The 24,758-nt window shown below is 60.3% G+C and carries 17 protein-coding genes; 11 read left to right on the top strand and 6 right to left on the bottom strand.

What is annotated here, in order from left to right:
- Positions 1-857: 857 nt before the first annotated feature.
- Both ACM6IK_RS00360 and ACM6IK_RS00355 read left to right on the top strand, forming a co-directional pair.
- Entirely contained in the window at positions 858-1,910 is a 1,053-nt protein-coding gene (locus tag ACM6IK_RS00360; protein ID WP_414872660.1) for a WD40/YVTN/BNR-like repeat-containing protein, read from the top strand.
- A gap of 42 nt (positions 1,911-1,952) precedes the next feature.
- A complete protein-coding gene (locus ACM6IK_RS00355; RefSeq protein ID WP_414872659.1) occupies positions 1,953-4,337 on the top strand; it encodes an efflux RND transporter permease subunit in 2,385 nt (794 codons plus the stop codon).
- A gap of 61 nt (positions 4,338-4,398) precedes the next feature.
- Here ACM6IK_RS00355 and ACM6IK_RS00350 read toward each other — a convergent pair whose 3' ends face one another.
- The 3 genes from ACM6IK_RS00350 to ACM6IK_RS00340 all read right to left on the bottom strand — a co-directional run bounded on the left by ACM6IK_RS00350 (position 4,399) and on the right by ACM6IK_RS00340 (position 11,877).
- On the bottom strand, positions 4,399-9,087 hold the full coding sequence (locus tag ACM6IK_RS00350; protein WP_414872658.1) for a dermonecrotic toxin domain-containing protein: 4,689 nt from the start codon (positions 9,085-9,087) through the stop codon (positions 4,399-4,401).
- Between the two features lie 139 nt (positions 9,088-9,226).
- Entirely contained in the window at positions 9,227-9,946 is a 720-nt protein-coding gene (locus tag ACM6IK_RS00345) for a FadR/GntR family transcriptional regulator (RefSeq protein ID WP_414872723.1), read from the bottom strand.
- Between the two features lie 194 nt (positions 9,947-10,140).
- Complete coding sequence (locus ACM6IK_RS00340) at positions 10,141-11,877, bottom strand: IlvD/Edd family dehydratase (RefSeq protein ID WP_218428599.1); 1,737 nt, start codon at positions 11,875-11,877, stop codon at positions 10,141-10,143.
- 194 nt (positions 11,878-12,071) lie between these two features.
- Here ACM6IK_RS00340 and ACM6IK_RS00335 point away from each other — a divergent pair, with 194 nt between their 5' ends.
- The 9 genes from ACM6IK_RS00335 to ACM6IK_RS00295 all read left to right on the top strand — a co-directional run bounded on the left by ACM6IK_RS00335 (position 12,072) and on the right by ACM6IK_RS00295 (position 18,944).
- Entirely contained in the window at positions 12,072-13,394 is a 1,323-nt protein-coding gene (locus ACM6IK_RS00335) for an MFS transporter (RefSeq protein ID WP_414872657.1), read from the top strand.
- 160 nt (positions 13,395-13,554) lie between these two features.
- Complete coding sequence (araD1, locus tag ACM6IK_RS00330; protein ID WP_414872656.1) at positions 13,555-14,547, top strand: AraD1 family protein; 993 nt, start codon at positions 13,555-13,557, stop codon at positions 14,545-14,547.
- Positions 14,548-14,557: 10 nt separating this feature from the next.
- Positions 14,558-16,138 carry an aldehyde dehydrogenase (NADP(+)) gene (locus ACM6IK_RS00325; RefSeq protein WP_414872655.1) on the top strand — a complete coding sequence of 527 codons (1,581 nt, stop codon included), beginning with the start codon at positions 14,558-14,560 and terminating at the stop codon, positions 16,136-16,138.
- Between the two features lie 58 nt (positions 16,139-16,196).
- A complete protein-coding gene (locus tag ACM6IK_RS00320) occupies positions 16,197-16,535 on the top strand; it encodes a DUF5629 family protein (protein WP_414872654.1) in 339 nt (112 codons plus the stop codon).
- Positions 16,528-17,697 (top strand): lactonase family protein, encoded by a 1,170-nt coding sequence (locus tag ACM6IK_RS00315; RefSeq protein WP_414872722.1) that lies wholly within the window; start codon positions 16,528-16,530, stop codon positions 17,695-17,697. The genes ACM6IK_RS00320 and ACM6IK_RS00315 overlap by 8 nt, the downstream gene beginning before the upstream one ends.
- A 156-nt stretch (positions 17,698-17,853) precedes the next feature.
- Complete coding sequence (locus ACM6IK_RS00310; protein WP_414872653.1) at positions 17,854-18,033, top strand: hypothetical protein; 180 nt, start codon at positions 17,854-17,856, stop codon at positions 18,031-18,033.
- A 203-nt stretch (positions 18,034-18,236) separates the two neighbouring features.
- Complete coding sequence (locus ACM6IK_RS00305; protein ID WP_414872652.1) at positions 18,237-18,362, top strand: hypothetical protein; 126 nt, start codon at positions 18,237-18,239, stop codon at positions 18,360-18,362.
- A 115-nt stretch (positions 18,363-18,477) separates the two neighbouring features.
- Positions 18,478-18,690 carry a hypothetical protein gene (locus ACM6IK_RS00300; RefSeq protein ID WP_414872651.1) on the top strand — a complete coding sequence of 71 codons (213 nt, stop codon included), beginning with the start codon at positions 18,478-18,480 and terminating at the stop codon, positions 18,688-18,690.
- Positions 18,687-18,944 carry a hypothetical protein gene (locus ACM6IK_RS00295; protein ID WP_414872650.1) on the top strand — a complete coding sequence of 86 codons (258 nt, stop codon included), beginning with the start codon at positions 18,687-18,689 and terminating at the stop codon, positions 18,942-18,944. Before ACM6IK_RS00300 ends, ACM6IK_RS00295 begins: the two co-directional genes overlap by 4 nt.
- Before the next feature lie 246 nt (positions 18,945-19,190).
- On the opposite strand, the gene ACM6IK_RS00290 is transcribed toward ACM6IK_RS00295, so the two are convergent.
- The 3 genes from ACM6IK_RS00290 to ACM6IK_RS00280 are packed head-to-tail and all read right to left on the bottom strand — an operon-like array spanning position 19,191 to position 24,666.
- Positions 19,191-19,787, bottom strand: coding sequence for a glutathione S-transferase (locus ACM6IK_RS00290; RefSeq protein WP_414872649.1), 597 nt, complete (start codon positions 19,785-19,787; stop codon positions 19,191-19,193).
- A complete protein-coding gene (locus ACM6IK_RS00285) occupies positions 19,784-23,425 on the bottom strand; it encodes an AAA family ATPase (RefSeq protein ID WP_414872648.1) in 3,642 nt (1,213 codons plus the stop codon). The genes ACM6IK_RS00290 and ACM6IK_RS00285 overlap by 4 nt, the downstream gene beginning before the upstream one ends.
- Positions 23,422-24,666 carry an exonuclease SbcCD subunit D C-terminal domain-containing protein gene (locus ACM6IK_RS00280; protein ID WP_414872647.1) on the bottom strand — a complete coding sequence of 415 codons (1,245 nt, stop codon included), beginning with the start codon at positions 24,664-24,666 and terminating at the stop codon, positions 23,422-23,424. Before ACM6IK_RS00280 ends, ACM6IK_RS00285 begins: the two co-directional genes overlap by 4 nt.
- Positions 24,667-24,758 lie beyond the last annotated feature (92 nt).

Genomic DNA, 24,758 nt, shown 5'->3' with positions numbered 1-24,758 from the left:
GGAAGTGCGCACGCATGAAGAGCGAGGCCGGCCAGCCGACCTGATTTCGCGGATGTATTACGCCGTAGGAGCTACCGAAGGCTGCGATCTTTTGCTCTTGTTGGTCAGGAATAACGCCAAAGGATCGCAGCCTCGTTGCACTCGACAGCGCCTACCGGGCAATGCGCACGCATGACGAACCAGGCCGGCCGGTAGGCCGCCTCGGGTGCTGTTGCGGTGCACGCCCCTTCGTGAGGCCGAGTGGAGGTTCTGCGCAGTGGGCAACCCGGCATGGATGCCGGGTTAGCCGCGTACGGCCATGGATGGCCGATCGCGGCGGGCCCACGGAGCAGGACCGGAGCGAGGGCATGCCGAGCCTAGGCGAGGCACCGAATGTCAGGGGCAAGAGCGTTTGGTTACTTTGCGCCGGGCCGCGCAGGCTTTTCAAAGTGACCCGCTGTAAGAGCGGAACCGCCAGAGGCCGTGACCGCAGCAACGGATATGTACACCCGCAAAACAATCATCGCCTGACACAAAGCCATCGCGAGCAAGCTCGCTCCCACAGGTGGTCGTGACCGCAGCAATGGATATGTACACCAAACACCAAACACCAATCACCAAAACCCCAATCACCAAAACCCCAATCACCCCACCTGATACCCAACCATTCAGAACAACCCCCATCCCCCCCCGGTTAACAAAACATAACGTGGCGTCGATTGTCAGACATGAAAAAACACCGATAGGATAAGCCAGCTTCCGAAGGGGCTCTGGATTGCGGGTTTCAGGACTATGCTCTGAAGCAGTCGGTCCAGACACGCACCCTTGCGGCGCCCAGAAAGGTTGAACGACCTAACAATAATAATGGGAGAAGGTCTATGAGTGAGCCTGTCATGGGTGTGGGTATCTGCCGCCCGCCGGCACTGCGCAAATTCGCGTTGCTGGCTACAGCGCTCTCGCTGTTGGGCTCTGCCATGTTGTCGGCGCCTGCGCTGGCCGCAGCGGCGTCAGCATCCGATGTTGTTTATTCCATTGAATCTGCCAAGGCTGCCAAAAGCCTGATGCTCGATGTCGTCCACGCCGGCAAGCGCCTGGTGGCGGTCGGGGATCGTGGGCACATCCTGTATTCCGATGACCAGGGCGCAACCTGGACCCAGGCCAAGGTTCCGACCCGGGCCCTGCTGACGTCAGTGTTCTTTGTCGATGACAAGCACGGCTGGGCCGTCGGCCATGACGCACAGATCCTCGCCAGCGAGGACGGCGGCGCGACCTGGACCAGGCAATTCGAAGACCTGACGCGCGAATCGCCGCTGCTCGATGTCTGGTTCAAGGACGTCGACAGCGGCTTTGCCGTGGGCGCCTACGGCTCGCTGATGGAAACCACCGACGGTGGCAAACATTGGGAAGACGCCAGCGACCGCCTCGACAATGAAGACCAGTACCACCTGAACGCGATTGCCGCGGTCAAGGACGCCGGGCTGTTCATCGTTGGCGAGCAGGGCAGCATGTTCCGCTCCGCGGACTGGGGCCAGACCTGGGAAAAAATCGAAGGTCCGTACGAAGGCTCGCTGTTTGGCGTGATTGGTACGGCGCAGCCTGATACGTTGCTGGCCTACGGTTTGCGCGGCAACCTTTACCGCTCCACGGACTTCGGCAGCACCTGGGAGCAGGTCGAGCTCAAGGCAGAACGTGGCGACCTGGAGTTCGGGCTGTCCGGCGGCACGCTGCTCGACGATGGCTCGATCGTGATCGTCGGCAACGGCGGCTCGGTGATTCGCAGCAGCGACGATGGCGAAACCTTCAAGGTGGTCAATCGTGCGGACCGTATTTCCGTCTCGGCAGTGACTGCGGCAGGCAATGGCAATCTGGTTCTGGCCGGGCAGGGCGGCGTTCGCGTCACCTCGCCAAACGGCACTGAGCTTGGCAAATAAAAGCGGGCAAATGAGCCAGGTCAATAATAAGAAGGCGGAGCTATGACTTCCTTGAGTACTCATCACCAGGACAAGGCGACGTTCCTCGAGCGCCTGATCTTCAACAACCGCCCGGCAGTGATCACGATCTGCCTGCTGGTCAGCATTTTCCTGTTCTGGCAGGCGACGCTGATCCGTCCGTCCACCAGTTTCGAAAAAATGATCCCGCTGGAGCATCCCTTCATCCAGAAGATGATGGAGCACCGCAACGATCTGGCGAACCTGGGCAACACCGTACGGATCTCGGTGGAAGCCACCAATGGCGACATCTTCTCCAAGGAGTACATGGAGACCCTGCGTCAGATCAACGATGAAGTGTTCTACATCTCCGGTGTCGACCGTTCCGGCCTCAAGTCGTTGTGGAGCCCGAGCGTGCGCTGGACGGAAGTGACCGAAGAGGGCTTCGCCGGCGGTGAGGTGATCCCGCAGAGCTACAACGGCTCCCAGGCCAGCCTCGATTTGCTGCGCAACAACGTGCTCAAGTCCGGCCAGGTCGGGCGCCTGGTGTCCAACGACTTCAAGTCGAGCATCGTCGACATTCCGTTGCTGGAGTCCTACCCGGACCCACAGGACCAGGGCAAGCTGCTGGCGCTGGACTATCGCCAGTTCTCCCACGAGCTTGAAGACAAGATCCGCACCAAGTTCGAAGCGCAGAACCCGAACGTGAAGATCCACATCGTCGGTTTCGCCAAGAAAGTCGGTGACCTGATCGATGGCCTGGTGATGGTGGTGATGTTCTTCGGCATCGCCTTTGTCATCACCCTGATCCTCCTGCTGTGGTTCACCAATTGCCTGCGCAGTACCGTCGCCGTGTTGAGCACGACATTGGTGGCAGTGGTCTGGCAGCTGGGGTTGATGCACTTCTTCGGCTTCGGGCTCGATCCTTACTCGATGCTGGTACCGTTCCTGATCTTCGCCATCGGTATTTCCCACGGCGTGCAGAAGATCAACGGGATCGCCCTGCAATCGAGTGAAGCGGACAACGCCCTGACGGCGGCGCGTCGTACTTTCCGTCAATTGTTCCTGCCGGGGATGATCGCGATCCTCGCCGATGCCGTGGGTTTCATCACGCTGCTGATCATCGATATCGGCGTGATCCGTGAACTGGCCATCGGCGCATCCATTGGCGTGGCAGTGATCGTGTTCACCAACCTGATCCTGCTGCCGGTGGCGATTTCCTATGTCGGTATCAGCAAGCGTGCCGTCGAGCGCAGCAAGAAAGACGCGGTGCGCGAACATCCGTTCTGGCGCCTGCTGTCGAACTTTGCAAGCGCCAAAGTCGCACCGGTGTCGGTTCTGCTGGCGCTGATCGCCTTTGGCGGCGGCCTGTGGTACAGCCAGAACCTGAAAATCGGCGACCTCGACCAGGGGGCCCCGGAGTTGCGTCCGGACTCGCGCTACAACAAGGACAACAACTTCATCATCAACAACTATTCGACCAGTTCCGATGTGCTGGTGGTGATGGTCAAGACCAAGGCCGAGGGGTGTTCGCGCTACGAAGCCATGGCACCGATCGACGAGCTGATGTGGAAGATGCAGAACACCGAGGGCGTGCAGTCGGCGATTTCCCTGGTGACGGTATCCAAGCAAATGATCAAGGGCATGAACGAAGGCAACCTGAAATGGGAAACCCTGTCGCGTAACCCTGATGTGCTGAACAACTCCATCGCCCGTGCTGACGGCCTGTACAACAACAGCTGTTCCCTGGCGCCGGTGCTGGTGTTCCTCAACGATCACAAGGCCGAGACCCTGGATCGCGCGGTGCATGCGGTGCAGGACTTCGCCAGGGAAAACAACAAGGAAGGCCTGGAGTTCATCCTCGCTGCCGGTAACGCCGGGATCGAGGCAGCCACCAATGAGGTGATCAAGAAGTCCGAACTGACCATTCTGATCCTGGTGTACATCTGTGTGGCGGTCATGTGCATGATCACCTTCCGTTCGTGGGCGGCGACCCTGTGCATCGTGCTGCCGCTGGTGCTGACTTCGGTACTGGGCAACGCCCTGATGGCCTTCATGGGCATCGGTGTGAAAGTGGCGACCCTGCCGGTCGTGGCGCTCGGGGTGGGGATTGGCGTGGACTACGGCATCTACATCTACAGCCGCCTGGAAAGCTTCCTGCGTGCCGGCCTGCCGCTGCAAGAAGCGTACTACCAGACGCTGAAGTCCACCGGTAAGGCGGTACTGTTCACCGGCCTGTGCCTGGCCATCGGCGTGTGCACCTGGATCTTCTCGGCCATCAAGTTCCAGGCCGACATGGGTCTGATGCTGACCTTCATGCTGCTCTGGAACATGTTCGGTGCGCTGTGGCTGTTGCCGGCACTGGCGCGGTTCCTGATCAAACCTTCGAGGCTGGCGGGGCAGAAGGGCAACTCACTATTTGCTCACTGAGCCCTGGACGGTCTCAAAAAAGCCGCAACCTGAGGGTTGCGGCTTTTTTTATGGGGGCGTATCAGCGCGGTTCCAGGGGCAGAAATACGCTGTTGGCCAGTGCTCTGCTGATGATGCCGCGATGAATATCGATTTTCTGTTTCGGATCTTTGGCCTTGGCCATCGCCGATTCGTACGTATCCAATTGTTGTTCTTTGGTTTTCAGATGGGCTCGGGTGTAGTCAGCCTTGGCATCATCCACATTTGCATAGTGAAAATGCGCGTACGACCAGGCTTGATTGTGTTCATTGAGCAGGACGTATTCCTGCATGAAGTCTCGCCGTCCGGTTTTCAGTTGAACCCGGCTGCCGCTGATTCGAGCGAAAATTACGTTGCGCTGTAGCAAATATTCGACTCCCTCGCTGCTCGGTGGGCGGGCCAGGGCCATACGCGTGCGAAGTTCTGTTGCCTTGGTGTCGAGGGTGCGAGCCGTGTCCCGTAGCCCGTTGATGAGCGCGGAATCCTGCTCCTTGTTAACCGGGGCGTTTTCATGGTGTTCAAGACGGTCGGCATACCCGGTGAGTTTTTGAGCCTCTCGTTGCAATTGCTCTTCAATTTCCTTGGGAGAGCTCGCGCGCTGAGCGTAGCTTTCGATCTTCGTCACCTGCTTGTCCACGTTGGCCATCGCCTTGCGGGCATCGCCTTTGAGTTGCGAGTAGGGACGCGAGGGTACTTGGGGTGCTGGTTGCCTGGGCTTGACGATTTCTACCCAGACATTCGGTTCATGTTCGTGAAAAGAGGTCAATGGTCTGTCTTCCAGCGGACCGTTGATGTCGACAATGTCTGCGCCCTGGTTGGCCACGCGAGGGCGGATATCGCCGATCAATGTACCTTTTGCGGTTTTGATGACCCTCTTTCGACCGGCCCATGAAGGACGGTTGATCGCTGGCTTGCTGCTGCCGACGGCAGATGAAGCGGATTCATCAGGTTGCGGCTGGCTCTGCAATTCGTCGGCCAAACGTTGTTCGGCATCGACGCGCAGTTCATTGATGAGCTCGCGCAGACGATTGAAGGCGGTTGATTGCAACTCGTCAGCATCGAAAATGCCGATACTCTCAAGTCCGTCCAGTGCTTTGTTGTAGTGATTAACCAGGTTATCCAGCACGGCAATACGATCGCCACTTTCATAGAGGTGTGAACTGTGCAGTTCATCGTGAGAGCGGGACAACAGCAGTATTGGATTAACCGCGTCTTCCAGGGCTGTCGCGGTTTGCGTCCCCAAATTCCTGGTACTGAGAGTCCGCAAGATAACCAACTGGTAAGACTTGACTCTCAACGCCGTGAGTTCGTTTTCCGGTCTGTTGTGGGTCAGTCGTTGCCAGGACTCGGCACCCAGGCGTGGGATTTGTTTCAACTCCAGAAGACGACTATCCACCTCTTCATAAAATCTGATCATGGTTTCGTTGATTTCGGAGGTTTTGTGCATGAAATCGAAGTATCGATCCATGATGGCAATGCCTTCGGTAGAAAAAGCAGCGTAGAGCTGGTCAATGCCACTGCTGAAATCGGGATAGTGGCGATGGGTGGCTACACGCTCCATGTCAGCCAAGACAATTCGTTTGCGGGCATTGTTGATGCTGTTTTCCAACAAGGCGCAAAGCTTTGGGTAATTGGGATCAGATTTCGTTAAAACGGCCATTTCCTTGAGTTCGGCAATCTGCGTGACGTAGGTTTCGGTCTGCTTATCCAGCTCCTTGTTGTAAAGGTGCCTGAAGGTTGCTCGGTCCTGTTCAGAGCTGCCGGGAAGGTCTTTTTTCTGGTTCATCAGCTTTTCAGCGATATCGACGCCCCTTTGCACCCGTTCTTGCTGTTGCAGAAACGCTTGGTAATTGTGCTCCAGCAGACTGATGCGTTCTTGCGTTGCTTTGCGTTGGGCTTCGATTCTTGAATGGCGTCCGCCGCCGACCAGTTTCAATCCCTGATCGAGGGTCCATTGACCCTTTCCATTGGTTTTCAGTTTGATTCCCGGGTGATCGGCAAGCTTGGGATGGATCAGATAGACCTCACCTGAACCCGGCACGATACTGACCCGAAAAAGCAGGCCGGCGACGGTGGCGTGCCATTGATTGTCAACCCGATACAACCCTTTGAAGGGGCCCGTTGCAACAGGGTCTGGCAGCGGTGTCGGCCATGGAACCCGAACATCCAGCAATGTGTTGAACAGCTGCGCCGTGGCGGAATCTCGAGCGGTCGACACCTTGAAATCCAACAGGGTATGGCCACTGCCCGGTGGCTCGGAAGGCAACGCCGCTGGCGCCTGAGTAATTACGGTCTCGTCGGTCAACGAGAATGAAGTCGGGGGATGGCGCAAGGGTTCGAAGGTAATCGGGGTTTGCCTGCTGGTTCCGTCAGGCAACAGCGCTGCACCGTGCTCTCGTGCGACATGTAATAGCAGCAAGCCGATATTCAACAACACGTCGATCCAGGCCAGGTTCCGGGCTTTGGCGTCGTCGCTGTCCAGTGCCGGAAGATCGTTGATCAGGCTGTGGGTGATTTGCAGCATCCAGCCCACCAGCATCGCCGGACCGCTTAAAGGCAGGATCAAGGTATTGAAGAGCAGCCATCCACCTTCGAGGATGATCGCCCAGCGGCTCTCGGTATTGGATACAGATTGCCGGTCAGCCAGTTCGACCAGTGCCCGTGCATTACTGATGAACAGGCTGGCCAGCAAGCGGTCTTCCTCTACTGCCTTGAGCCAGTCTCCGGCCGCCGCATTGCCCACCACAATCGCTGGTTCGGGCTTTCTGTAGGGCGTGAAGTCGTCGCCGATATGTAAATGCACGATGTGCGGCTCGTTGAAACCGTTGTGGGCGTAGATGGGGCGTGCGCGGTCTGCTAGCCAGGTCAGTACACTGTCTTGCAGCGGACCGGTTCGGGCGATCGCTTTGAACAAGTCGCTACGGGTGGGATATTGATGCAAAGAGGGCGTGTACAGCGGCCGATAAAGGATATGAGGGCCCTCGGCACTCAAGTCTTTCGGCTCGATGATGAACATGTTGCTGGCCACATCGCATTCACTGTCTGCCGTACGTTGAAACGCCAGTGGCCTGATGACGATTGCTTGCTCTTCGACCATTCGCCCGGCAGCCGAGCGATTCATCAAAGCATCGACATATCGGTAGCCCAAACGGGTAAAGCCATATTCACCTTTGATCGCGTATTCGAGGGCCAGCAGTGGTAATTGAACTCCCAGTTCCAGTTCGAACAATCGCTGGCGCTCTCGTGCCTCGTCGCTATCGGCGAGCAGTAAAGTGTCGATCAGTTCGGGATAATGCTTACCGACATCGACCCGGCTCACCAAGTCCAGCAGGTAGGCCTCGGTGGTCCAATCCTGGACCAGTTGATTCCCAAGGTGATGGATCGTCATGCGGCCTTCGGGCTTGCCAGCCAGATTTTTGATTGCCAATTCTGTCAGGGACATGTTGACCGTTTCGGTGTAACTGCTGCCAAGATCACCGACGGGAACATGGAAAGTCAGTTCCAGCTCATCGGCGTTGTAGCCGGGAGCCAGGGGTTTGTCTTCCAGCATCTGCCGGTGTAGCTTTTTTTTGGCGAACGTATGTACGTCATCAATGCCATCCCGAAACGAGCGCCCGTGGGTCTGCTGTTTGACGCTGGCCAGCGCCAGGACGTGTTTGCGATAGGCCATACGATCCGTGGCGTTTGCTGCTTGCAACCAGTCGGGAATCGTTGCCTGTATCGGTTGAAGGTGCAGGGCGTTGGTTTGGCTGCCGATGAACAGCCTGGTCATATTGGTGATCGAATCAAAGCGTTTTTCCAGATCCTCCAGGCTTTGGTGGGCCGGCAGTTTGAGTGCGGCCAGGTCTTCCAGTTGTTGATTCAATAGCAGGGCGGCTTGGGTATCGAAGATGTTGCCGGCCGGCTCAAAACGCTTCCACGTAATGGAATCGACCTTGAAGTCCCGCTGAAACCGGGCGCCCCATGCCAGACCGAAAGCCTGCAGGGAAGGGAAGGACTCGATGTCGCCGGTTACGCTGCACAACAGATGGGTTTCACCGCAAATCACCAAGAGATCGGGAGTCTGCAGGGAGACGCACACTTTGCCTTTGGTCAGTGTGGTTTGGAGCGTGCAGGCCTCAATGGCACCTTTCGACCAGGGCCTTTGCAGGCGCACCTGACGGTCGGGGTTGTTGGCCAGTTCCGACAGGATGTCGCCCTGCAACGTATCATTCGCCGAATGGCGCACGGCGGACGCTTTCACAATGCCGGTCAGGAGATCGCCCAGCCATTGCCAGCGGCTGCCTCCAGTCTCGTCTTTTTCATTCCAGAACGCCGTTAACGATTCCTGCAAACCGATGTAGAGAATGTCTGGCAACTCGCGGATGACGCCGGCAATAACCTGCATGTCGGGCAAGCGCGACGTGGTTTTGCTGATGCCAAGTTGCGCGGGTGCTCTGTTGGTCAAAAAACAATTGCGACCGTACTGATCGTTCAAGTCGGGAGGGATGCCGCTGGCCAGATATTCCAGCACCAGATCCAGCAGCAGCGTGAGCCGCCAGGCGCCATTGGTGATTGGCTGCGCGATTTTGGTTCGGTACGGGTCGAAATCCAGTTGCGGATATTTTTCCAGCAAGCCGTCCTTGAGCAGGCGAGCGGCTTGCGAGCGTAACGTTGGTCGGGTGCTGAATCGAGCGCTGATGGCGCGCGCAATGATGTCCGACATGGCAGGTGATGAAGCGGGCATTGGCATTATTGCAATCCTTTGCTTGGTTTGGATTGCACAACGTAGAACGAGGGCTATTTAAAGGTGCGGTAATCAGATACCGCACATCGAATGAGTCGATGTGCCAGAGAGATTCAGGACAAACCTCGCAGTTGTTCTGCGGTGGTCAAGAGTGATCAGTACCCAGCACAACATTCAACGCACTGCGCGCATCGTCCAGCTGCACCAGCGTCGCATGCCGCGCACCCAATGCATCGCGATTCTCGATGGCGGTCAGGATTGCCTTGTGCCGTGGCAGCGCCAGTTCATGCAGGTTCGGCCGCTGGTTGGAATGTTTCAAGGCTTCGGCGATGGCCACCGAGAGCATGTTGCACAGGTTGGCCAGCAAGTCGTTGTGCGTGGCATCGGCGATGCGACTGTGGAAGTCCAGGTCCGGCTGCAACAGCGCCTCCGGCGTTGGCGCAGCTTCCATGCGCTGGTAGGCCTCACCGATGGAGGCAATGTCCGCCTCGGTGGCGAATTGCGCGGCGAGGGCGGCAGCGGCCGGTTCGATGATGCTGCGCACACTGGTCAGCAGGTCGAAAAACTGATTCTGCGGGCTGCTTTGCATCAACCAGTGCAGCACATCCGGATCGAGCATGTGCCAGTCCTTGCGTGGCTTGACCACGGTGCCGACCCGCGGGCGGGAGTACACCAGGCCCTTGGCAACCAGGACCCGGGTGGCTTCACGAAGCACCGGCCGGCTGACCGCATACTCTTCGCACAACAGCGCTTCGGCGGGCAGTTTGTCGTCCGGCAGGAAACGTCCCGAGACGATCTGCATGCCCAGTTCCTGGACGATGCGCGAGTGCATGCTTTTGCGGTCGGAGGGTTTGCGGTAATCCATGGGGAACGACGCGGTCCTGTGCGGATGGGTGTCGCGCATGATAGCAGGCGAGACGGGATCATGAGGTAGGCATAAGACACTGTAGGAGCGAGCTTGCTCGCGATGGATGCAAGGACGACGCGTAAATTCAGGCAGCACGCGTTTTCGTTGACGTCCATCGCGAGCAAGCTCGCTCCTACAGGGGGAGGGTGGGGTTAGTGAGAGTGGCGCGGTACTTCAGCCCCGCGGCAACCGACCAGGAAGTCGAAGTCGCAACCCTGGTCCGCTTGCAGCACATGATCGATGTACAGCTGACGATACCCGCCGACGATCAGGTTCTGCGGCGGTTGCAGATCAGCCATCCGCGCAGCCAGTTCGGCGTCCGGAATATCCAGGTGCAAACGGCCGCTGGCGCAATCGAGTTCGATCCAGTCGCCTTCTTTCACTGCGGCCAATGGTCCGCCGGCAGCGGCTTCCGGGGCGACGTGCAGGACAACGGTGCCATACGCGGTGCCGCTCATGCGTGCGTCGGAGATACGCACCATGTCGGTCACGCCCTGGGCCAGCAGCTTGGCCGGCAGCCCCATGTTGCCCACTTCGGCCATGCCTGGATAACCCTTCGGCCCGCAGTTCTTCATCACCAGGATCGAGTTGGCATCCACGTCCAGTTCCGGATCGTTGATCCGTGCCTTGTACATGTCGAAGTTCTCGAACACCACCGCGCGACCGCGATGCTGCATCAGTTCGGGCGTGGCGGCGGACGGCTTGAGTACCGCGCCCAGCGGCGCCAGGTTGCCACGCAACACACAGATGCCGCCATCGGCGCGGATCGGGTTGTCGAGGGTGCGGATCACTTCGTCCTCGCCATAGATCGGCGCGTCTTTGGTGTTCTCGCCGATGGACTTGCCGTTGACGGTCAAGGCGTTCGGGTTCGGGATCAGGTTGGCTTCACCGAGACGACGCAGCACCGCCGGCAGGCCACCGGCGTAGTAGAACTCTTCCATCAGGAAACGCCCGGACGGTTGCAGGTCGACGATGGTCGGCATGCCGCGACCGATACGGGTCCAGTCATCCAGGTCCAGCTCCACGCCGATGCGCCCGGCGATGGCCTTCAGGTGGATCACCGCGTTGGTCGAACCGCCGATGGCGGCATTGACACGAATGGCGTTTTCGAAGGCTTCCTTGGTGAGGATCTTCGACAGCTTCAAGTCTTCGCGCACCATCTCCACGGCACGCATGCCGGACATGTGCGCCAGCACATAACGGCGCGCATCCACGGCCGGGATCGCCGCATTGTGGGGCAGGGAAGTGCCCAGTGCTTCGGCCATGCAGGCCATGGTCGACGCGGTGCCCATGGTGTTGCAGGTGCCAGCCGAGCGGGACATGCCGCCCTCGGCCGCGAGGAAGTCATCGATGCTGATGGTGCCGGCCTTGACCTGTTCGCTGAGCTGCCAGACCACGGTGCCGGAGCCGATGTCCTTGCCTTTGTGCTTGCCGTTGAGCATCGGCCCGCCAGTGACGACGATCGCGGGAACGTCGCAACTGGCGGCGCCCATCAGCAGCGCCGGAGTGGTTTTGTCGCAACCGGTCAGCAGTACTACGCCATCGATCGGGTTGCCGCGAATGGCTTCTTCGACATCCATGCTCGCCAGGTTGCGGGTGAGCATGGCGGTCGGGCGCAGGTTCGATTCGCCGTTGGAGAACACCGGAAACTCCACCGGAAAGCCGCCGGCCTCGATCACCCCACGTTTGACGTGCTCGGCAATCTGGCGGAAATGCGCGTTGCACGGGGTCAGTTCCGACCAGGTGTTGCAGATGCCGATGATCGGTTTGCCATGGAACTGGTGGTCGGCGATGCCTTGATTCTTCATCCAGCTGCGGTACATGAAGCCGTTCTTGTCGGCGGTGCCAAACCATTGGGCGGAGCGCAGGGTGGGTTTCTTATCAGACATGATCGATTCTCTTATTGTATGACTATATTGTTCTATCTGGCGCCTAACATAAGCGCAAATCGCGCTGTTTGGAAGTGTTGTTGAGTAAATAGTATTACTATATAGTCGGCTCAAACGGAGGGATGGCCCTGGCGAATATTTCGCGAGAGGCGTCCCCCGAGGTTCCATAACAACAACAATCGGAGACCGATCTCATGAGCCAGGAACTGCGGCTTATCCGTCGCATCACGCTGAAACTGATTCCCTTCCTGATCCTGCTGTACCTGATCGCCTATGTGGACCGCTCCGCGGTGGGCTTCGCCAAACTGCACATGGGCGCCGACATCGGCCTGGGCGATGCCGCCTACGGTCTTGGCGCCGGGCTGTTCTTCATCGGCTACTTCCTGCTGGAAATCCCCAGCAACCTGATGCTCGACCGCTTCGGCGCACGGCGCTGGTTCGCGCGGATCATGGTCACCTGGGGCGCCATCACCATCGGCATGGCCTTCGTCCAGGGGCCGAACAGCTTCTATGTGATGCGCTTTTTGCTCGGCGCCGCCGAAGCCGGGTTCTTCCCGGGCGTTCTGTACTACATCACCCAATGGTTCCCGGTGCGCCATCGCGGCAAGATCCTCGGGCTGTTCATCCTGTCGCAACCCATCGCGATGGTGATCACCGGCCCGCTGTCCGGTGGCTTGCTGGGCATGGACGGCGTGTTGGGGCTGCACGGCTGGCAGTGGCTGTTCATCGTCATCGGTTGCCCGGCGATCCTGCTGACCTGGCCGGTGCTGCGCTACCTGCCGGACGGCCCGCAACAAGTGAAGTGGATGGACCAGGCAGAAAAGGACTGGCTGAGCACCGAACTGAAAAAGGACCTGGACGCGTACGGCCAGACCCGCCATGGCAATCCGCTGCACGCCCTCAAGGACAAACGCGTCCTGCTGCTGGCGCTGTTCTACCTGCCGGTGACCCTGAGCATCTATGGCCTGGGCTTGTGGCTGCCGACCCTAATCAAACAATTCGGTGGCAGCGACCTGGTGACCGGTTTCGTTTCCGCGGTGCCGTACATCTTCGGGATCGTCGGCCTGCTGATCGTTCCACGCAGTTCCGACCGCTTGAACGACCGCTACGGCCACCTCGCCGTGCTTTACGTACTGGGTGCGATCGGCCTGTTCCTCAGCGCCTGGCTGTCGGTGCCGGTGCTGCAACTGGCGGCGCTGTGCCTGGTGGCGTTCGCACTGTTTTCCTGCACCGCGGTGTTCTGGACCCTGCCGGGTCGATTCTTTGCCGGCGCCAGTGCGGCGGCGGGGATCGCCTTGATCAACTCGGTGGGTAACCTCGGTGGTTACCTCGGGCCGTTCGTGATCGGCGCGTTGAAGGAGTACACCGGCAACTTGGCTTCGGGCCTGTACTTCCTGTCGGGCGTGATGGTGTTCGGGCTGATTCTGACGGGCGTCGTCTATCGCCTGCTGGAACGCAAACACGTCCTGCCAGCCAATCAATTTGCGGCGAGTGCGCGTGGGGCTTCCCGTACCTGAATCCTTGGATTGGCCCCGATCAACTGTGGGAGCGAGCCTGCTCGCGATGAGGTTGTCACATCCGACATTGATGTCGACTGATGCGCCGCATAAGCGAGCAGGCTCGCTCCCACAGGGGGACTGCGTTGTTTTGAAGTGTTTGGTTAACAGGAGAAAATTCATGCGTTTGGTTCAGTTCGAATTGAGTAACGGCGAACGCCGTGTCGGCGTGGTCGAGGCGGGGCTGGTTCGTGAAGTGCAGGACGCGCGCACCGTTCGCGATCTGGCATTGGCGGCGATCGAGGCGGGCACCAATCTTGAGCAGCAGGTGCGAAGCCTGGGGCTGGGCATCAGTCATGACTATGCCGAACTGCTGACGCAACGGCGCATCCTGCCGCCCCTGGATCATCCGGACCCGGCGCACATGCTGGTCAGTGGCACGGGCCTGACCCATCTGGGCAGTGCATCGGCCCGGGACAAGATGCACCAGCAAAGTGGCGACGAATCGGCGATGACCGACACCATGCGCATCTTCAAATGGGGCGTGGAGGGTGGCAAACCGGCAGCCGATCAAGCCGGGGTGCAGCCGGAGTGGTTCTACAAAGGCGATGGCAGCATCGTCGTCAGGCCGGGCGAGCCGTTTCCCCTGCCGCCGTTTGCCGAAGATGCCGGCGAAGAGCCGGAGCTCGCTGGCCTGTACGTCATCGGTCGCGACGGTAAGCCGTATCGCCTGGGTTTTGCCGTGGGCAACGAGTTCTCCGACCACGTCATGGAACGCAAGAACTACCTGTATCTGGCCCATTCGAAACTGCGCAGCTGCAGCTATGGCCCGGAATTGCGGGTGGGCGACCTGCCGCAGCATCTGTCGGGCACCAGCCGCATCCTGCGCGACGGCGAGGTGCTATGGCAGAACGAGTTTCTCAGCGGCGAGGCGAACATGTGCCACAGCCTCGCGAACCTCGAATTCCATCATTTCAAGTACCGCCAGTTCCTGCGTCCCGGGGATGTTCACATTCACTTCTTCGGCACCGCGACCCTGTCCTTTGCCGACGGCATTCGCACGCAACCGGGTGATGTGTTCGAGATCACCCAGGCCGAATTCGGCGCGCCATTGATCAATGGCATCGCACCGATCGCAGCGGCTTTCGAACCCGGCACCGTCGGCACACTTTGAGGACTTACCCATGACCCGGATTCTTGGTCACAACTACATCGGCGGCCAACGCAGCGCCGCCGGCAGCGTCAAGTTGCAGAGTTTCGATGCGACAACGGGCGAGGCCTTGCCCCAGGATTTTTCTCAGGCGAGCCCGCAGGAAGTCGATGCGGCGGCCAACGCGGCGGTGGCCGCATACCCGGCCTATCGCAGCTTGAGTGCGGAGCGGCGGGCGCAGTTTCTCGAGGCCATTGCCGATGAACTGGATGCCCTCGGTGATGATTTTGTCGCCGTGGTCTGCCGCGAAACGGCGTTGCCGGCGGGGCGAATTCAAGGCGAGCGTGGACGTACCAGCGGGCAGATGCGTCTGTTTGCCAAAGTCTTGCGTCGCGGTGATTTCTACGGTGCACGGATCGACCGGGCATTGCCGGAGCGGCAACCGTTGCCGCGCCCGGACCTGCGTCAATACCGTATCGGCCTCGGGCCGGTGGCGGTGTTCGGTGCCAGCAATTTTCCGCTGGCGTTCTCCACCGCCGGCGGCGACACGGCATCGGCATTGGCGGCCGGCTGCCCGGTGGTGTTCAAGGCCCACAGTGGTCACATGGCCACGGCTGAACTCGTTGCCGACGCGATCATTCGCGCCGCCGAGAAAACCGGGATGCCGGCAGGCGTGTTCAACATGATCTATGGCGGCGGTGTCGGCGAGGCGCTGGTCAAGCATCCGGCCATTCAGGCGGTGGGTTTCACCGGCTCGCTCAAGGGCGGTCGAGCCTTGTGCGACATGGCCGCGGCCCGTGCGCAACCGATTCCGGTGTTCGCCGAGATGTCGAGCATCAACCCGGTGATCGTGTTGCCCCAGGCCCTGGAAGTGCGCGCAGAAAGCATCGCCCGTGACCTGACCGCGTCGGTGGTACAAGGCTGCGGTCAGTTCTGCACCAACCCAGGCCTGGTGATCGGTATTCGCTCGCCGCAGTTCAGCGCGTTCGTGCAGCAGGTCACCGGGCTGATGGGTGATCAGCCCGCGCAAACCATGCTCAATGCCGGAACCTTGAGCAGCTATGGCAAAGGTCTGCAAAAACTGCTCGCTCATCCGGGCATCGAGCACCTCGCCGGCAGCTCGCAGCAAGGCAATCAGGCCCAGCCGCAGCTGTTCAAGGCGGATATCAGCCTGTTGCTCGACGGCGATGAAGTCTTGCAAGAAGAAGTCTTCGGCCCGACCACCGTGTTCGTCGAAGTCGCTGACCAGGCACAACTCAGTGCCGCATTGAACGCGCTGCACGGCCAGTTGACCGCCACCCTCATTGGCGAGCCGGAAGACTTCGAACAGTTCGCCGGGCTGACAGCGTTGCTGGAACAGAAGGTCGGACGGATCCTGCTCAATGGCTATCCGACGGGCGTGGAAGTCTGCGATTCGATGGTCCACGGCGGACCGTACCCGGCAACGTCCGATGCGCGCGGTACGTCGGTGGGCACCCTGGCGATCGATCGTTTCCTGCGCCCGGTGTGCTTCCAGAACTATCCGGACAATTTGCTGCCGGATGCGCTGAAGAACGGCAATCCGCTGCGTATCCAGCGACTGGTGGACGGGCAATCGTCCCGCGAGGCACTCTAGCGCCAGACCACCTCCCCTGTAGGAGCTGGCAAGCCAGCTCCTACAGGGGAGGTGGTGCATGAGCTATCATTGCGTCTTTCCCATTCAAAGATTGACTGCCATGACTTCCCCTACCGACACCTTGCTCAATGCCCTCGAACACTGCGGAATGGTCGAGATCGACGGGCTGCATGCCTTCGAATTCGCCCTCGACGAGGACGATAACCTGCACATTGAATGCATGGATGGCCGTGCGGCCAAACACTGGGAGTTCACCCCGGCGCAGGTCCAGGCCGCAACCTTCGATACCTCGCTGCAAAGCTGGTTGATCACCGGTGAGTCGGGTGAACACCGTTTGGTGTGCGTGGGCGATGTCGTTGGTGGCGACAACGGTGATGACGACCAAGACGATGCGTAACCTCTGGCCACTGTTGATGGCCGGCAGCATCGGTGCGATGGGTGTCCAGATCGCATCCGCCGACGACTATCAACTGCTCGTGGGCTCCTACACCGCCGGTCAAAGCCAGGGCATCTACCGCCTGGCTTTCGACAGCAGCTCCGGGCAGATCGATGCCCGGCCCCTGCAAGTGATCAACAGCGAAAACCCGTCGTGGCTGACCCTGTCGAAGGATCAGCGACACCTGTTCGTGGTCAACGAAAACGGTCCGGGCCAGACCGATCCGGTAGGGCGCGTCAGCAGTTACGCGATCGATCCCAAGAGCCATGCGCTGAGCCTGATCAGCCAGGTACAAAGCCTGGGCAACGAGCCGACCCATTCCAGCCTCAGCGCCGATGGCGGCCATCTGTTTGTCAGCAATTACTCGGTGGTCGATGACCCGGGCGGCACCCTCGCGGTGATGCCGGTGGCGGCCGACGGCACGCTCAAACCGGTGGTGCAGATGAGCAGCCACCCGGCGAGTCGGGTCAACCCCGAGCGTCAGGCCTCGGCCCACGTGCATTCGGCCATCCCGTCACCGGATGGCCGATACGTGTTCGCAATCGACCTGGGTGCCGACAAGGTGTTTGCCTACCGCTTCGACCCCAAGGCCAACCCAGAACTGCCATTGACCCCGGCCACCCCGGCATTCGTACAGCTGCCGCCCGGTAGCGGACCACGCCATCTGCTGTTCAGCGCTGACGGCAAACACGCCTGGCTGACCATGGAAATGAGCGCCCAGGTGGCGGTGTTCGATTACCACGACGGCCAACTCAAGCAGACGCAGATGGTCGATCTGGCTGCCGGACAGCCAGTTTCAGACAAGGCTGCAGCGGCGTTGCATGCCTCGGCTGACGGCAAGTTCCTCTACGTCAGCAACCGTGGCACGGCCAATCAACTGCTGGTATTTGCCATCGATCCGGCCACCGGCCATCTCAACGAGCTGCAACGCCGGGCGGTGGACGGCGATCACCCGCGGGAATTCAGCCTCGATCCGAGCGGCAAATTCCTGTTGATCGCCAATCAGAAGAGCAACCAGATTGTCGTCGTCGAACGCGATGCCAAGACTGGTCTATTGGGCAAGACGGTGCAAAAACTACCGATGGACGCCCCGAGCGACCTCAGGTTTCTGCTGCGTCAATAAGCCGCAGGCCCCGGTTGATGGGGCCTGCCTGCTTTTATCAATGGCGCTGATATCTGGTACTGCTACAAAGCATTTCAAGGCACCAACCCTCGAGGGTTAAGTTTGCTTCACGGCCCCACCGGGCAAGCAAGCCAACTGAATCCGAGGAATACCGCCATGAACTTCAACATTTTCTCTGTCATCGCCGCTTCCGCCATTTCTGCCACCGTTGCGCTGCCAGCCAGTGCCAGCGTTGAAATCAGCGACAAAAAAGCCCACACCCAGAGCTACACCCCAAAATACCTGCAACAGAGCGCCAACTTCTACGCCGCGCTGGATCACAAAGCCCAGGCCTGAGCGTTTACCCCTGCCTTTATGCAGGAGCGAAGTCACTGATGATCGAAGGCACTTGTGTTGAAAACGATCAGAGTGATGTCGCTCCTGCATAACGCATTTGCGACAGTATCAATTTGCCATCAATGTCGCGCTTGATATCACATAGCCATACGTTTAAATTGACGCTGATTTTTTGACTCCTCCTCACGGCAAGGATCGGCAGCATGGTGACGCGTCTGGCATTGGTTGTTCTTTTTCTCTATTCCACCCCCATTCTGTCGGCAGCCGACCCTGTTCCGGGTGAGCCGGAGGCTGCGCGCGAGCGCTTGATAAGTTTTATTGAAGACTGAAATAGACTGGCTTAATGATCAACGAGGCTGATGGTTACTATGGATAACCCTGAGTGGTTACCCAGGCTTTTTTGATCGATTCTGTGGGCATTGAAACATGCCTGCGGGGAACATCATGGCCAGCGCAATTCTCACTTCTGCCAAATATGGCGCCTATGTGGCAATCGGTCTTTACCTTGCCTTGGTGCTGCTGGTCAGCCTTTCGGCGCAGTCGCAATCCACCTTCGAAGCACCGATCCAGGTCGCTCATCCCGGCATCCAGTTTGAACACCGAGCGCAAAACGCGGGCGTCCATCAGGCTGAACTCGCGGGAGTCGTCGGCGCATGAAAGGGCACAGACTCTGGGTCATCGCCTTCCTGGCGTTCATGACCAACGGATCCTCCCTGCTGGGGATCGGCCAGGGTTCGGCAGGCTCAGTGGCACGGGCCATCGAAGCCAACCACAACATCGCCCGCAGCATCGAAAACGCCAGTGCCCAAGGCATGTTGACCGGCAATCCGCCGATCAGGAGTGAAGGCGTGGTGTTCGGGCCGTTCCAGGTGGATTGCTCGGCGATCGGGATGTGTGAGGTGTTGGCCTGAAGTCTGCTGCGGAAAAAGGGCTTTTGTGGTGAGGGGGCTTGTCCTAATGCCAGTCAGTTAAGGAGCAAAACCTGTGGGAGCGAGCTTGCTCCGGGCGGCGTTCCGACGATGGCGGACTGTCAGGCAACGCAGGTGTTGACTATGCGATCGTCATCGCGAGCAAGCTCGCTCCCACAGGGGGGGCGGTGTTCGAAGCGTTAACTGATCGGCATTAGGGCAAGCCCCCTCACCACAGTGTGCGGCGGCTTACTTGCGCATCACACCGGTAAACAAATCCGACTCCAGAAACCGCTGCAACCAGTCCTGCAACCGTCGATACGGCGTCTGCGCGAACCAATCGCGGTCGACATGGGCGAACTGGCGCACGAAGGGCATCAACGCTACATCGGCCAGGCTTGGATGATCAGCCAGCAAGTAATCGCGTCCTTCCAGCAATACCTCCAGCCTTTGCAAAAACACCTCGCCCTCGGCGCGATAAACCTCCATCGGCTGTTCGGGATAACGCTCGGCGTACTTGTAGCGATTCAAGTGCACCTTGAACACCTGATCGTTCTGCTCGATCAGCGGGATGATTTGCGCCGCTGCGCCAGGATCAGCCTTGAGCAACCAGTCCTGCGGATCGTTCTGGGCCAGGGCCCAGCGCATGATCTCGAGGCTTTCGTCGATCACCCGGCCATCGGCGCTCAGTACCGGCACCGTGCCTTTGCCCGACAGCGCGAGCATTTCGGCGGGCTTGGCCTTCAGGCTGACTTCGACGATATCCACGGCCACTCCCGCATAACGCAGGGCCATGCGCGCGCGCATGGCGTACGGGCAGCGGCGGAAGGAATACAACGTGTTCATTTCACCTCCAGGGTGCTCAGGCCGTTGCCCTGGCGCTGGACCTGAATCTGCACCGGAATCCGTTCATGCATTTCCTGTACGTGGGAAATCACCGCGACCTTGCGGCCCTGGGCCTGCAAGCCATCAAGGGCGTCCATGGCCAGTTGCAAGGATTCCGGATCGAGGCTGCCGAAGCCTTCGTCGATGAACAGCGACTCGATTTTCAGCGTGCTCGACGCCATCGACGCCAGGCCGAGGGCCAGCGCCAGCGATACCAGGAATGTCTCGCCACCGGACAGCGAATGCACCGAACGCAGTTCGTCGCCCATTTCGGTGTCCATCACCAGCAACCCGAGCATGCTGCCGCCGCGCTTGAGGCGATAGCGGCGCACCAGTTGGCGCAATTGCACGTTGGCGTGATGCACCAGCAGGTCGAGGTTGTAGGCTTGGGCGATCTTGCGGAAGGTGTCGCCGGTGGCGGAGCCGATCAACGCATTCAGGCGCGCCCAGCGTTGATACTCGCTGTAGGCATCGGCAATCTGCTGCGCCAGGGCCTGATTGGCGTTCTGTCGGCGCTGGTCCTCGGCCTGTTCGGCGCGCAGTTCGGCGCAGTGTTGCTCGCTGGTGGCGGCGAGGTTGTGCAGATCGACCAATTCAGTGGCCAACTGCTCGGCATCGAGGTTGCCGTTGTGTTGCGCTTGATGATCGAGCAGGCGCTTGTCGCGCTCCTGCACCAGGACGCGGGCTTGCTCGATGGCTTTTTCACTGTGCTGCAAGCGCTGGCGCAGTTCGCTGACCTGGGTGTCGTCAACCCGCAGAAGGTCTTCGAGGCCAGCGTCATCCAGCTCGGGATGGCGGGCACGCCAGTCGCCGATTTTGCCGGCGAGCTCACGTTCTTCAGCTTCCAGTGCGTGCAAGCGTTCTTGCTGGGCCTTGAGCTCGGCGGCGAGTTGCACAGACCGCGTGAGGACACTTTGCAGCGTCTGCGCGGTACTGGTTTCGGTGCTCCGCGCCTGTTCCACGGCCTGTTCCAGTTGCTGCTGCCAATGCTCGGCGCTGCTGTGTTCGCCGAGTAATTGCCCGAGGGTGTGCTGGCTCGCCTGTTGCTGCTCGGCCAGCCCGGTGAACTGCTGTTCGGCGGCCTGCAATTGCTGTACGCGGCTTTGCTGGCGATCCTGTTCCTTCTCCAGGTTTTGCTGGCGCTGTTGCTGCTCGGCCAGTTCTTCCTTTTGTTGCTCGACTTGCGCCAGGCGCTCGGCGATCTGCCGGTCGAGCTGCATGAAGGTCGCGGCCGGCTCGACGCGTAGCGCTTGCAGGGTTTCGGCCGGGAGCAGATTGGCGAATGCGCTGAGTTCCTCGTCCAGGCGCTGGCGGTCGTTACCCAGCTCGCGCTGTTGATTGCTCAGGTGCTGGGCCGCGTGCTGGTGCGCGATTTCAGCATGGCGCAGTTGCTGGGTCAGGCGCGCGGCATCCTGTTGCAGGGTGAGCAGCGCGCTCTGCCGTTGCTCGTCCTGGCTGATGCTCTGGTTGAGCTGGCTGTTTTGCTGGGTGAGCCAGGCATCGCGCTTGGCGGCATCCTGATTCAGCAGTTGGGCAGCCAGCGGATGCGCTTCCAGACTTGGGGCGAGGGCTTGCTGTTGGGTTGCCAGATGCTCCTGCTGTTGCAGCAGTTCCTTTTGCTGGGCGATCAACCCGCCGACTTCGGCACGCAGGTCGGTGAGTTTTTCCTTGAGCAGGTCGACGGCCTTTTGCGCGTTGGCCTGTTCGCTCTCATCAAAACGACCGAGGCTCTGCAGCAGGGCTTCGGGCTGATGATAGGGGTGCTCGTTGCTGCCGCAGACCGGGCATGGCTGATCGTCCTGCAACTGCGCGCGCAGCTCCTCGACACTGGCACTGCGTGCCAGACGCTGACGCTCCAGCAGTTCGCGCGTGACGTTGAGGGTCTGTTCGGCAACGCTCAGATCAGCCTTGGCCTTGACCCCGTCCTGGGTCAGGCGTTCACGTTCCTGCTGCGCGGTGAGCTGGCGTTGCTGCAGCTCGGCGCCGCGCTGGTCCAGTTCCTGCTGGCTGGTCCACAAGCGTGCAAGGTCTTCGACGGCGCGCAGTTGCTTGCGGTTGTCCTGCAACAGGCTGCCGAGAATGCCGATCTGCTCGGCGACGGCATCCGGCTCCGCACCGGCCTCCTTGAACAGTACCTCCAGTTGCTGCTTCTGTGCGTTGAGCGTTTGTTCGGTGCTCGTGGCGTTTTGCTCAAGGCTGGCCAGTTCGGCCTGGCCCTGATTCAACCGGTTACCGATCAGCATCAACTGTTGCAGGCGATCGCGGTAGGCATTCCAGGCATCGCTCAACGGTGCCAGATGAGTGCTTTGTTCCAGCTCGGTGGCAATGCGCTGCAAGTCCCCGGCGCCACGGGTTTGCTGATTGACCAAGGTCTGAATCGTGCTCTGGCCCAGGCTGCAGGCCTGCTCGGCATTTTGCTTTGCCTCGGCACTGAGGGCGGTGTCCTTGGCGAGGCGGGCGAGGGTGCTTTGCGCTTCGAAGGCCTGGCGCAGTAACGGCGCGCTGGCGGTTTGCCGTTGTTGCGCTTCGTTCAACGCGATCCGGGCGGCGCTAAGCTGTTGCTCGAGCTGCGTCTGACGCTCGCCGAGTTCGCCATGCTGCTGCGCATGCAAGGCAATGTGCGCCGCCAAGGGTGTGAGCAGCGCGTCGACCTCGGCTTTACGGGCGAACTGGTGCCGTTGCGGGGCCAGCTGTTCGAGGCGGGTGAGCCTCAAGCGCTCACTGGCCAGGGCCTCCCAGTGGGTCTGTGCCGATTGCAGTTGTTCGCTGGCAGCCAGATGTTCGTCCTGCAAGCGACGCAGGTCCTTGAGCCAGGTGTCCTGCAGTTCAAGTTGTTTGAGCTGCGCCTGCCGGGCCTTGAGTTGTTGCTGCGCTTCGTTGAAGCGCTCATCCAGTTCCGCGCGGGCTTGCGGCGACAGCGGCGTCACCCCGCTGGCCTGATCCTGCAGCAGCTTGTGCGCCTCGCGAGCCTCCTTGGTCTTGTCGAAGGCCCGACGACCGAGGCGAGTGTAGAGCGCTGTGTCGGTGAGTTTTTCCAGCAATTCGCTGCGGTCGTTGTCGTCGGCCTTGAGGAACGCGCTGAACTCGCTTTGCGCCAACATCACCGCGCGGGTGAACTGTTCGAAATTCAGCCCCAGCGCGGCTTCGAGCTGAGTCTTGTATTCGCCTTTCTGGCTGGCGAGCAATTGATCCTGATCGATGTCACGCAAGCTCTGGCGGCTGGCCTGCAGCTTGCCGGCGGCCTTGTCCCGGGCGCGATTGGCTTCCCAGCGGGCGCGGTAACGGCGACCGTCGACACCGACGAAATCCACTTCCGCATAGCCTTCACCCGTGCCGCGACGCAGCAGGGTGCGCGGGTCGCCGGTAGCGATTTCGCCGTCGGCGTCCGGCACCTTGGCGTCGCGGCCGGTATTGTTCAGGCGCGGTACGGCGCCAAACAGCGCCAGGCACAAGGCATCGAGCAAGGTGCTTTTGCCAGCACCGGTGGGGCCAGTGATGGCGAACAGTCCGGCACTGGCCAGGGGTTCGGCGGTGAAGTCGATTTCAAACGGCCCGGCCAGGGAGGCGAGGTTTTTCAGGCGGATCGCGAGGATTTTCATGGCTGTTCGCTCTCCATCTGCACGTCCTGCAACAGCTCGGCAAAGTCCTTGAGGGTCTGCTCGTCGACCTCGCTGCCGTAGTTGTCTTGCCAGGCGCGGCTGAACAGTTCCTGAGGCGTGAGCTGGTCCAGTTCGATCAGCGTGCTGCCTTCGTCGGCACCGTCATGGCTGCCATTGCCGGCGTACTCGGCGGCGATGCGCACCAGACGCACGGCCTTGCCTTGCAGGGCGGTTTCCACTTGATTGCGCAGGTCGGGCTGCGGTTCGTCGAGGCGCACCCGCACCTCCAGCCATGGCTGGCGCTGGATCTCGGCCAACAGGTCGATGTTCGGCAGGTCCGCCAGTTGCAGCAGGATCTCGCTCAATGGCGCCGGGCCGATGCGTTGCAGGTTGACCGCGCGGGGGATCAGCTTCGGCTCGACGCTGAGCAGGGTTTCGCCGTCGAGCTTGATGTCGAGAATCTGGTGCTGATAGCTGATCTCGGAGAACGACAGGGGGATCGGCGAGCCGCTGTAGCGGATGCGCTCCTCGCCATTGACCTTCTGCGGCTTGTGCAAGTGGCCGAGAGCGACATAGCTGATGCTCGGCCCGAACAGGCTGGCGGGCAGGGCCTCGGCATTGCCGATGATCAGGCTGCGCTCGGAGTCTTCCGACACCGAGCCGCCGGCCATGTGCGCGTGGCTGATGGCGATCAGTGCCTGACCCGGCTGGCGCTTGGCATTGGCCGCTTCGATCAGCCACTCGTGCACCTGGCCGATCCCGCGCAAATAGTTGTCACCCAAATGCGCGCCGGTGACTTCCGCCGGACGCAAAAACGGCAGCGCCAGACACCAGCCGGCGATTTCACCACGGGCATCCGGCAAGGGTAGCAGCAGGCGCTCGGCGTCCAGTTGACCGTCGTCGAGCCACAACACACGACCGAGTGCATGAGTACGCAGGCGGCGCATCAACGGCGCCGGCAGTTCGATCCGCGAACCGGAGTCGTGGTTGCCGGCGATCATCACGATGGTCAGCGACGGCTGTTGCTCGTGGGCGCTGACGATGAAGTCGTAGAGGCGTTCCTGGGCTTTGACCGGCGGATTGACCGTGTCGAAGATATCACCGGCGATCAACAGCACATCCGGCTGATCGAGCTTCAATTGACGCAGCAGCCAGTCGAGAAAACAGCCATGTTCGAAATCGCGATCCTGGCCGTGCAGGTTCTGCCCGAGGTGCCAGTCGGAGGTGTGAAACAAGCGCAAGGCGGACTCCGCTACAAAATAGGTAATGGCCGCGGGAAAAATGAAGGCGGCGAAAGGGGAGGGAGTTTACTGGCAAAAGGTCGGGAATGCAG

Origin of the sequence: Pseudomonas sp. IT-196MI5 (genome assembly GCF_949767415.1) — a bacterium.
GTDB lineage: Bacteria > Pseudomonadota > Gammaproteobacteria > Pseudomonadales > Pseudomonadaceae > Aquipseudomonas.
This window is presented reverse-complemented; position numbering and strand designations above follow the sequence as displayed.

Excerpts from the sequence above, each read along its gene's own strand:
- ACM6IK_RS00360 (WP_414872660.1), top strand. The coding sequence starts at position 858 with ATGAGTGAGCCTGTCATGGGTGTGGGTATCTGCCGCCCGCCGGCACTG.
- ACM6IK_RS00355 (WP_414872659.1), top strand. The coding sequence starts at position 1,953 with ATGACTTCCTTGAGTACTCATCACCAGGACAAGGCGACGTTCCTCGAG.
- ACM6IK_RS00350 (WP_414872658.1), bottom strand. The coding sequence starts at position 9,087 with ATGCCAATGCCCGCTTCATCACCTGCCATGTCGGACATCATTGCGCGC.
- ACM6IK_RS00345 (WP_414872723.1), bottom strand. The coding sequence starts at position 9,946 with ATGGATTACCGCAAACCCTCCGACCGCAAAAGCATGCACTCGCGCATC.
- ACM6IK_RS00340 (WP_218428599.1), bottom strand. The coding sequence starts at position 11,877 with ATGTCTGATAAGAAACCCACCCTGCGCTCCGCCCAATGGTTTGGCACC.
- ACM6IK_RS00335 (WP_414872657.1), top strand. The coding sequence starts at position 12,072 with ATGAGCCAGGAACTGCGGCTTATCCGTCGCATCACGCTGAAACTGATT.
- araD1 (WP_414872656.1), top strand. The coding sequence starts at position 13,555 with ATGCGTTTGGTTCAGTTCGAATTGAGTAACGGCGAACGCCGTGTCGGC.
- ACM6IK_RS00325 (WP_414872655.1), top strand. The coding sequence starts at position 14,558 with ATGACCCGGATTCTTGGTCACAACTACATCGGCGGCCAACGCAGCGCC.
- ACM6IK_RS00320 (WP_414872654.1), top strand. The coding sequence starts at position 16,197 with ATGAGCTATCATTGCGTCTTTCCCATTCAAAGATTGACTGCCATGACT.
- ACM6IK_RS00315 (WP_414872722.1), top strand. The coding sequence starts at position 16,528 with ATGCGTAACCTCTGGCCACTGTTGATGGCCGGCAGCATCGGTGCGATG.
- ACM6IK_RS00310 (WP_414872653.1), top strand. The coding sequence starts at position 17,854 with ATGAACTTCAACATTTTCTCTGTCATCGCCGCTTCCGCCATTTCTGCC.
- ACM6IK_RS00305 (WP_414872652.1), top strand. The coding sequence starts at position 18,237 with ATGGTGACGCGTCTGGCATTGGTTGTTCTTTTTCTCTATTCCACCCCC.
- ACM6IK_RS00300 (WP_414872651.1), top strand. The coding sequence starts at position 18,478 with ATGGCCAGCGCAATTCTCACTTCTGCCAAATATGGCGCCTATGTGGCA.
- ACM6IK_RS00295 (WP_414872650.1), top strand. The coding sequence starts at position 18,687 with ATGAAAGGGCACAGACTCTGGGTCATCGCCTTCCTGGCGTTCATGACC.
- ACM6IK_RS00290 (WP_414872649.1), bottom strand. The coding sequence starts at position 19,787 with ATGAACACGTTGTATTCCTTCCGCCGCTGCCCGTACGCCATGCGCGCG.
- ACM6IK_RS00285 (WP_414872648.1), bottom strand. The coding sequence starts at position 23,425 with ATGAAAATCCTCGCGATCCGCCTGAAAAACCTCGCCTCCCTGGCCGGG.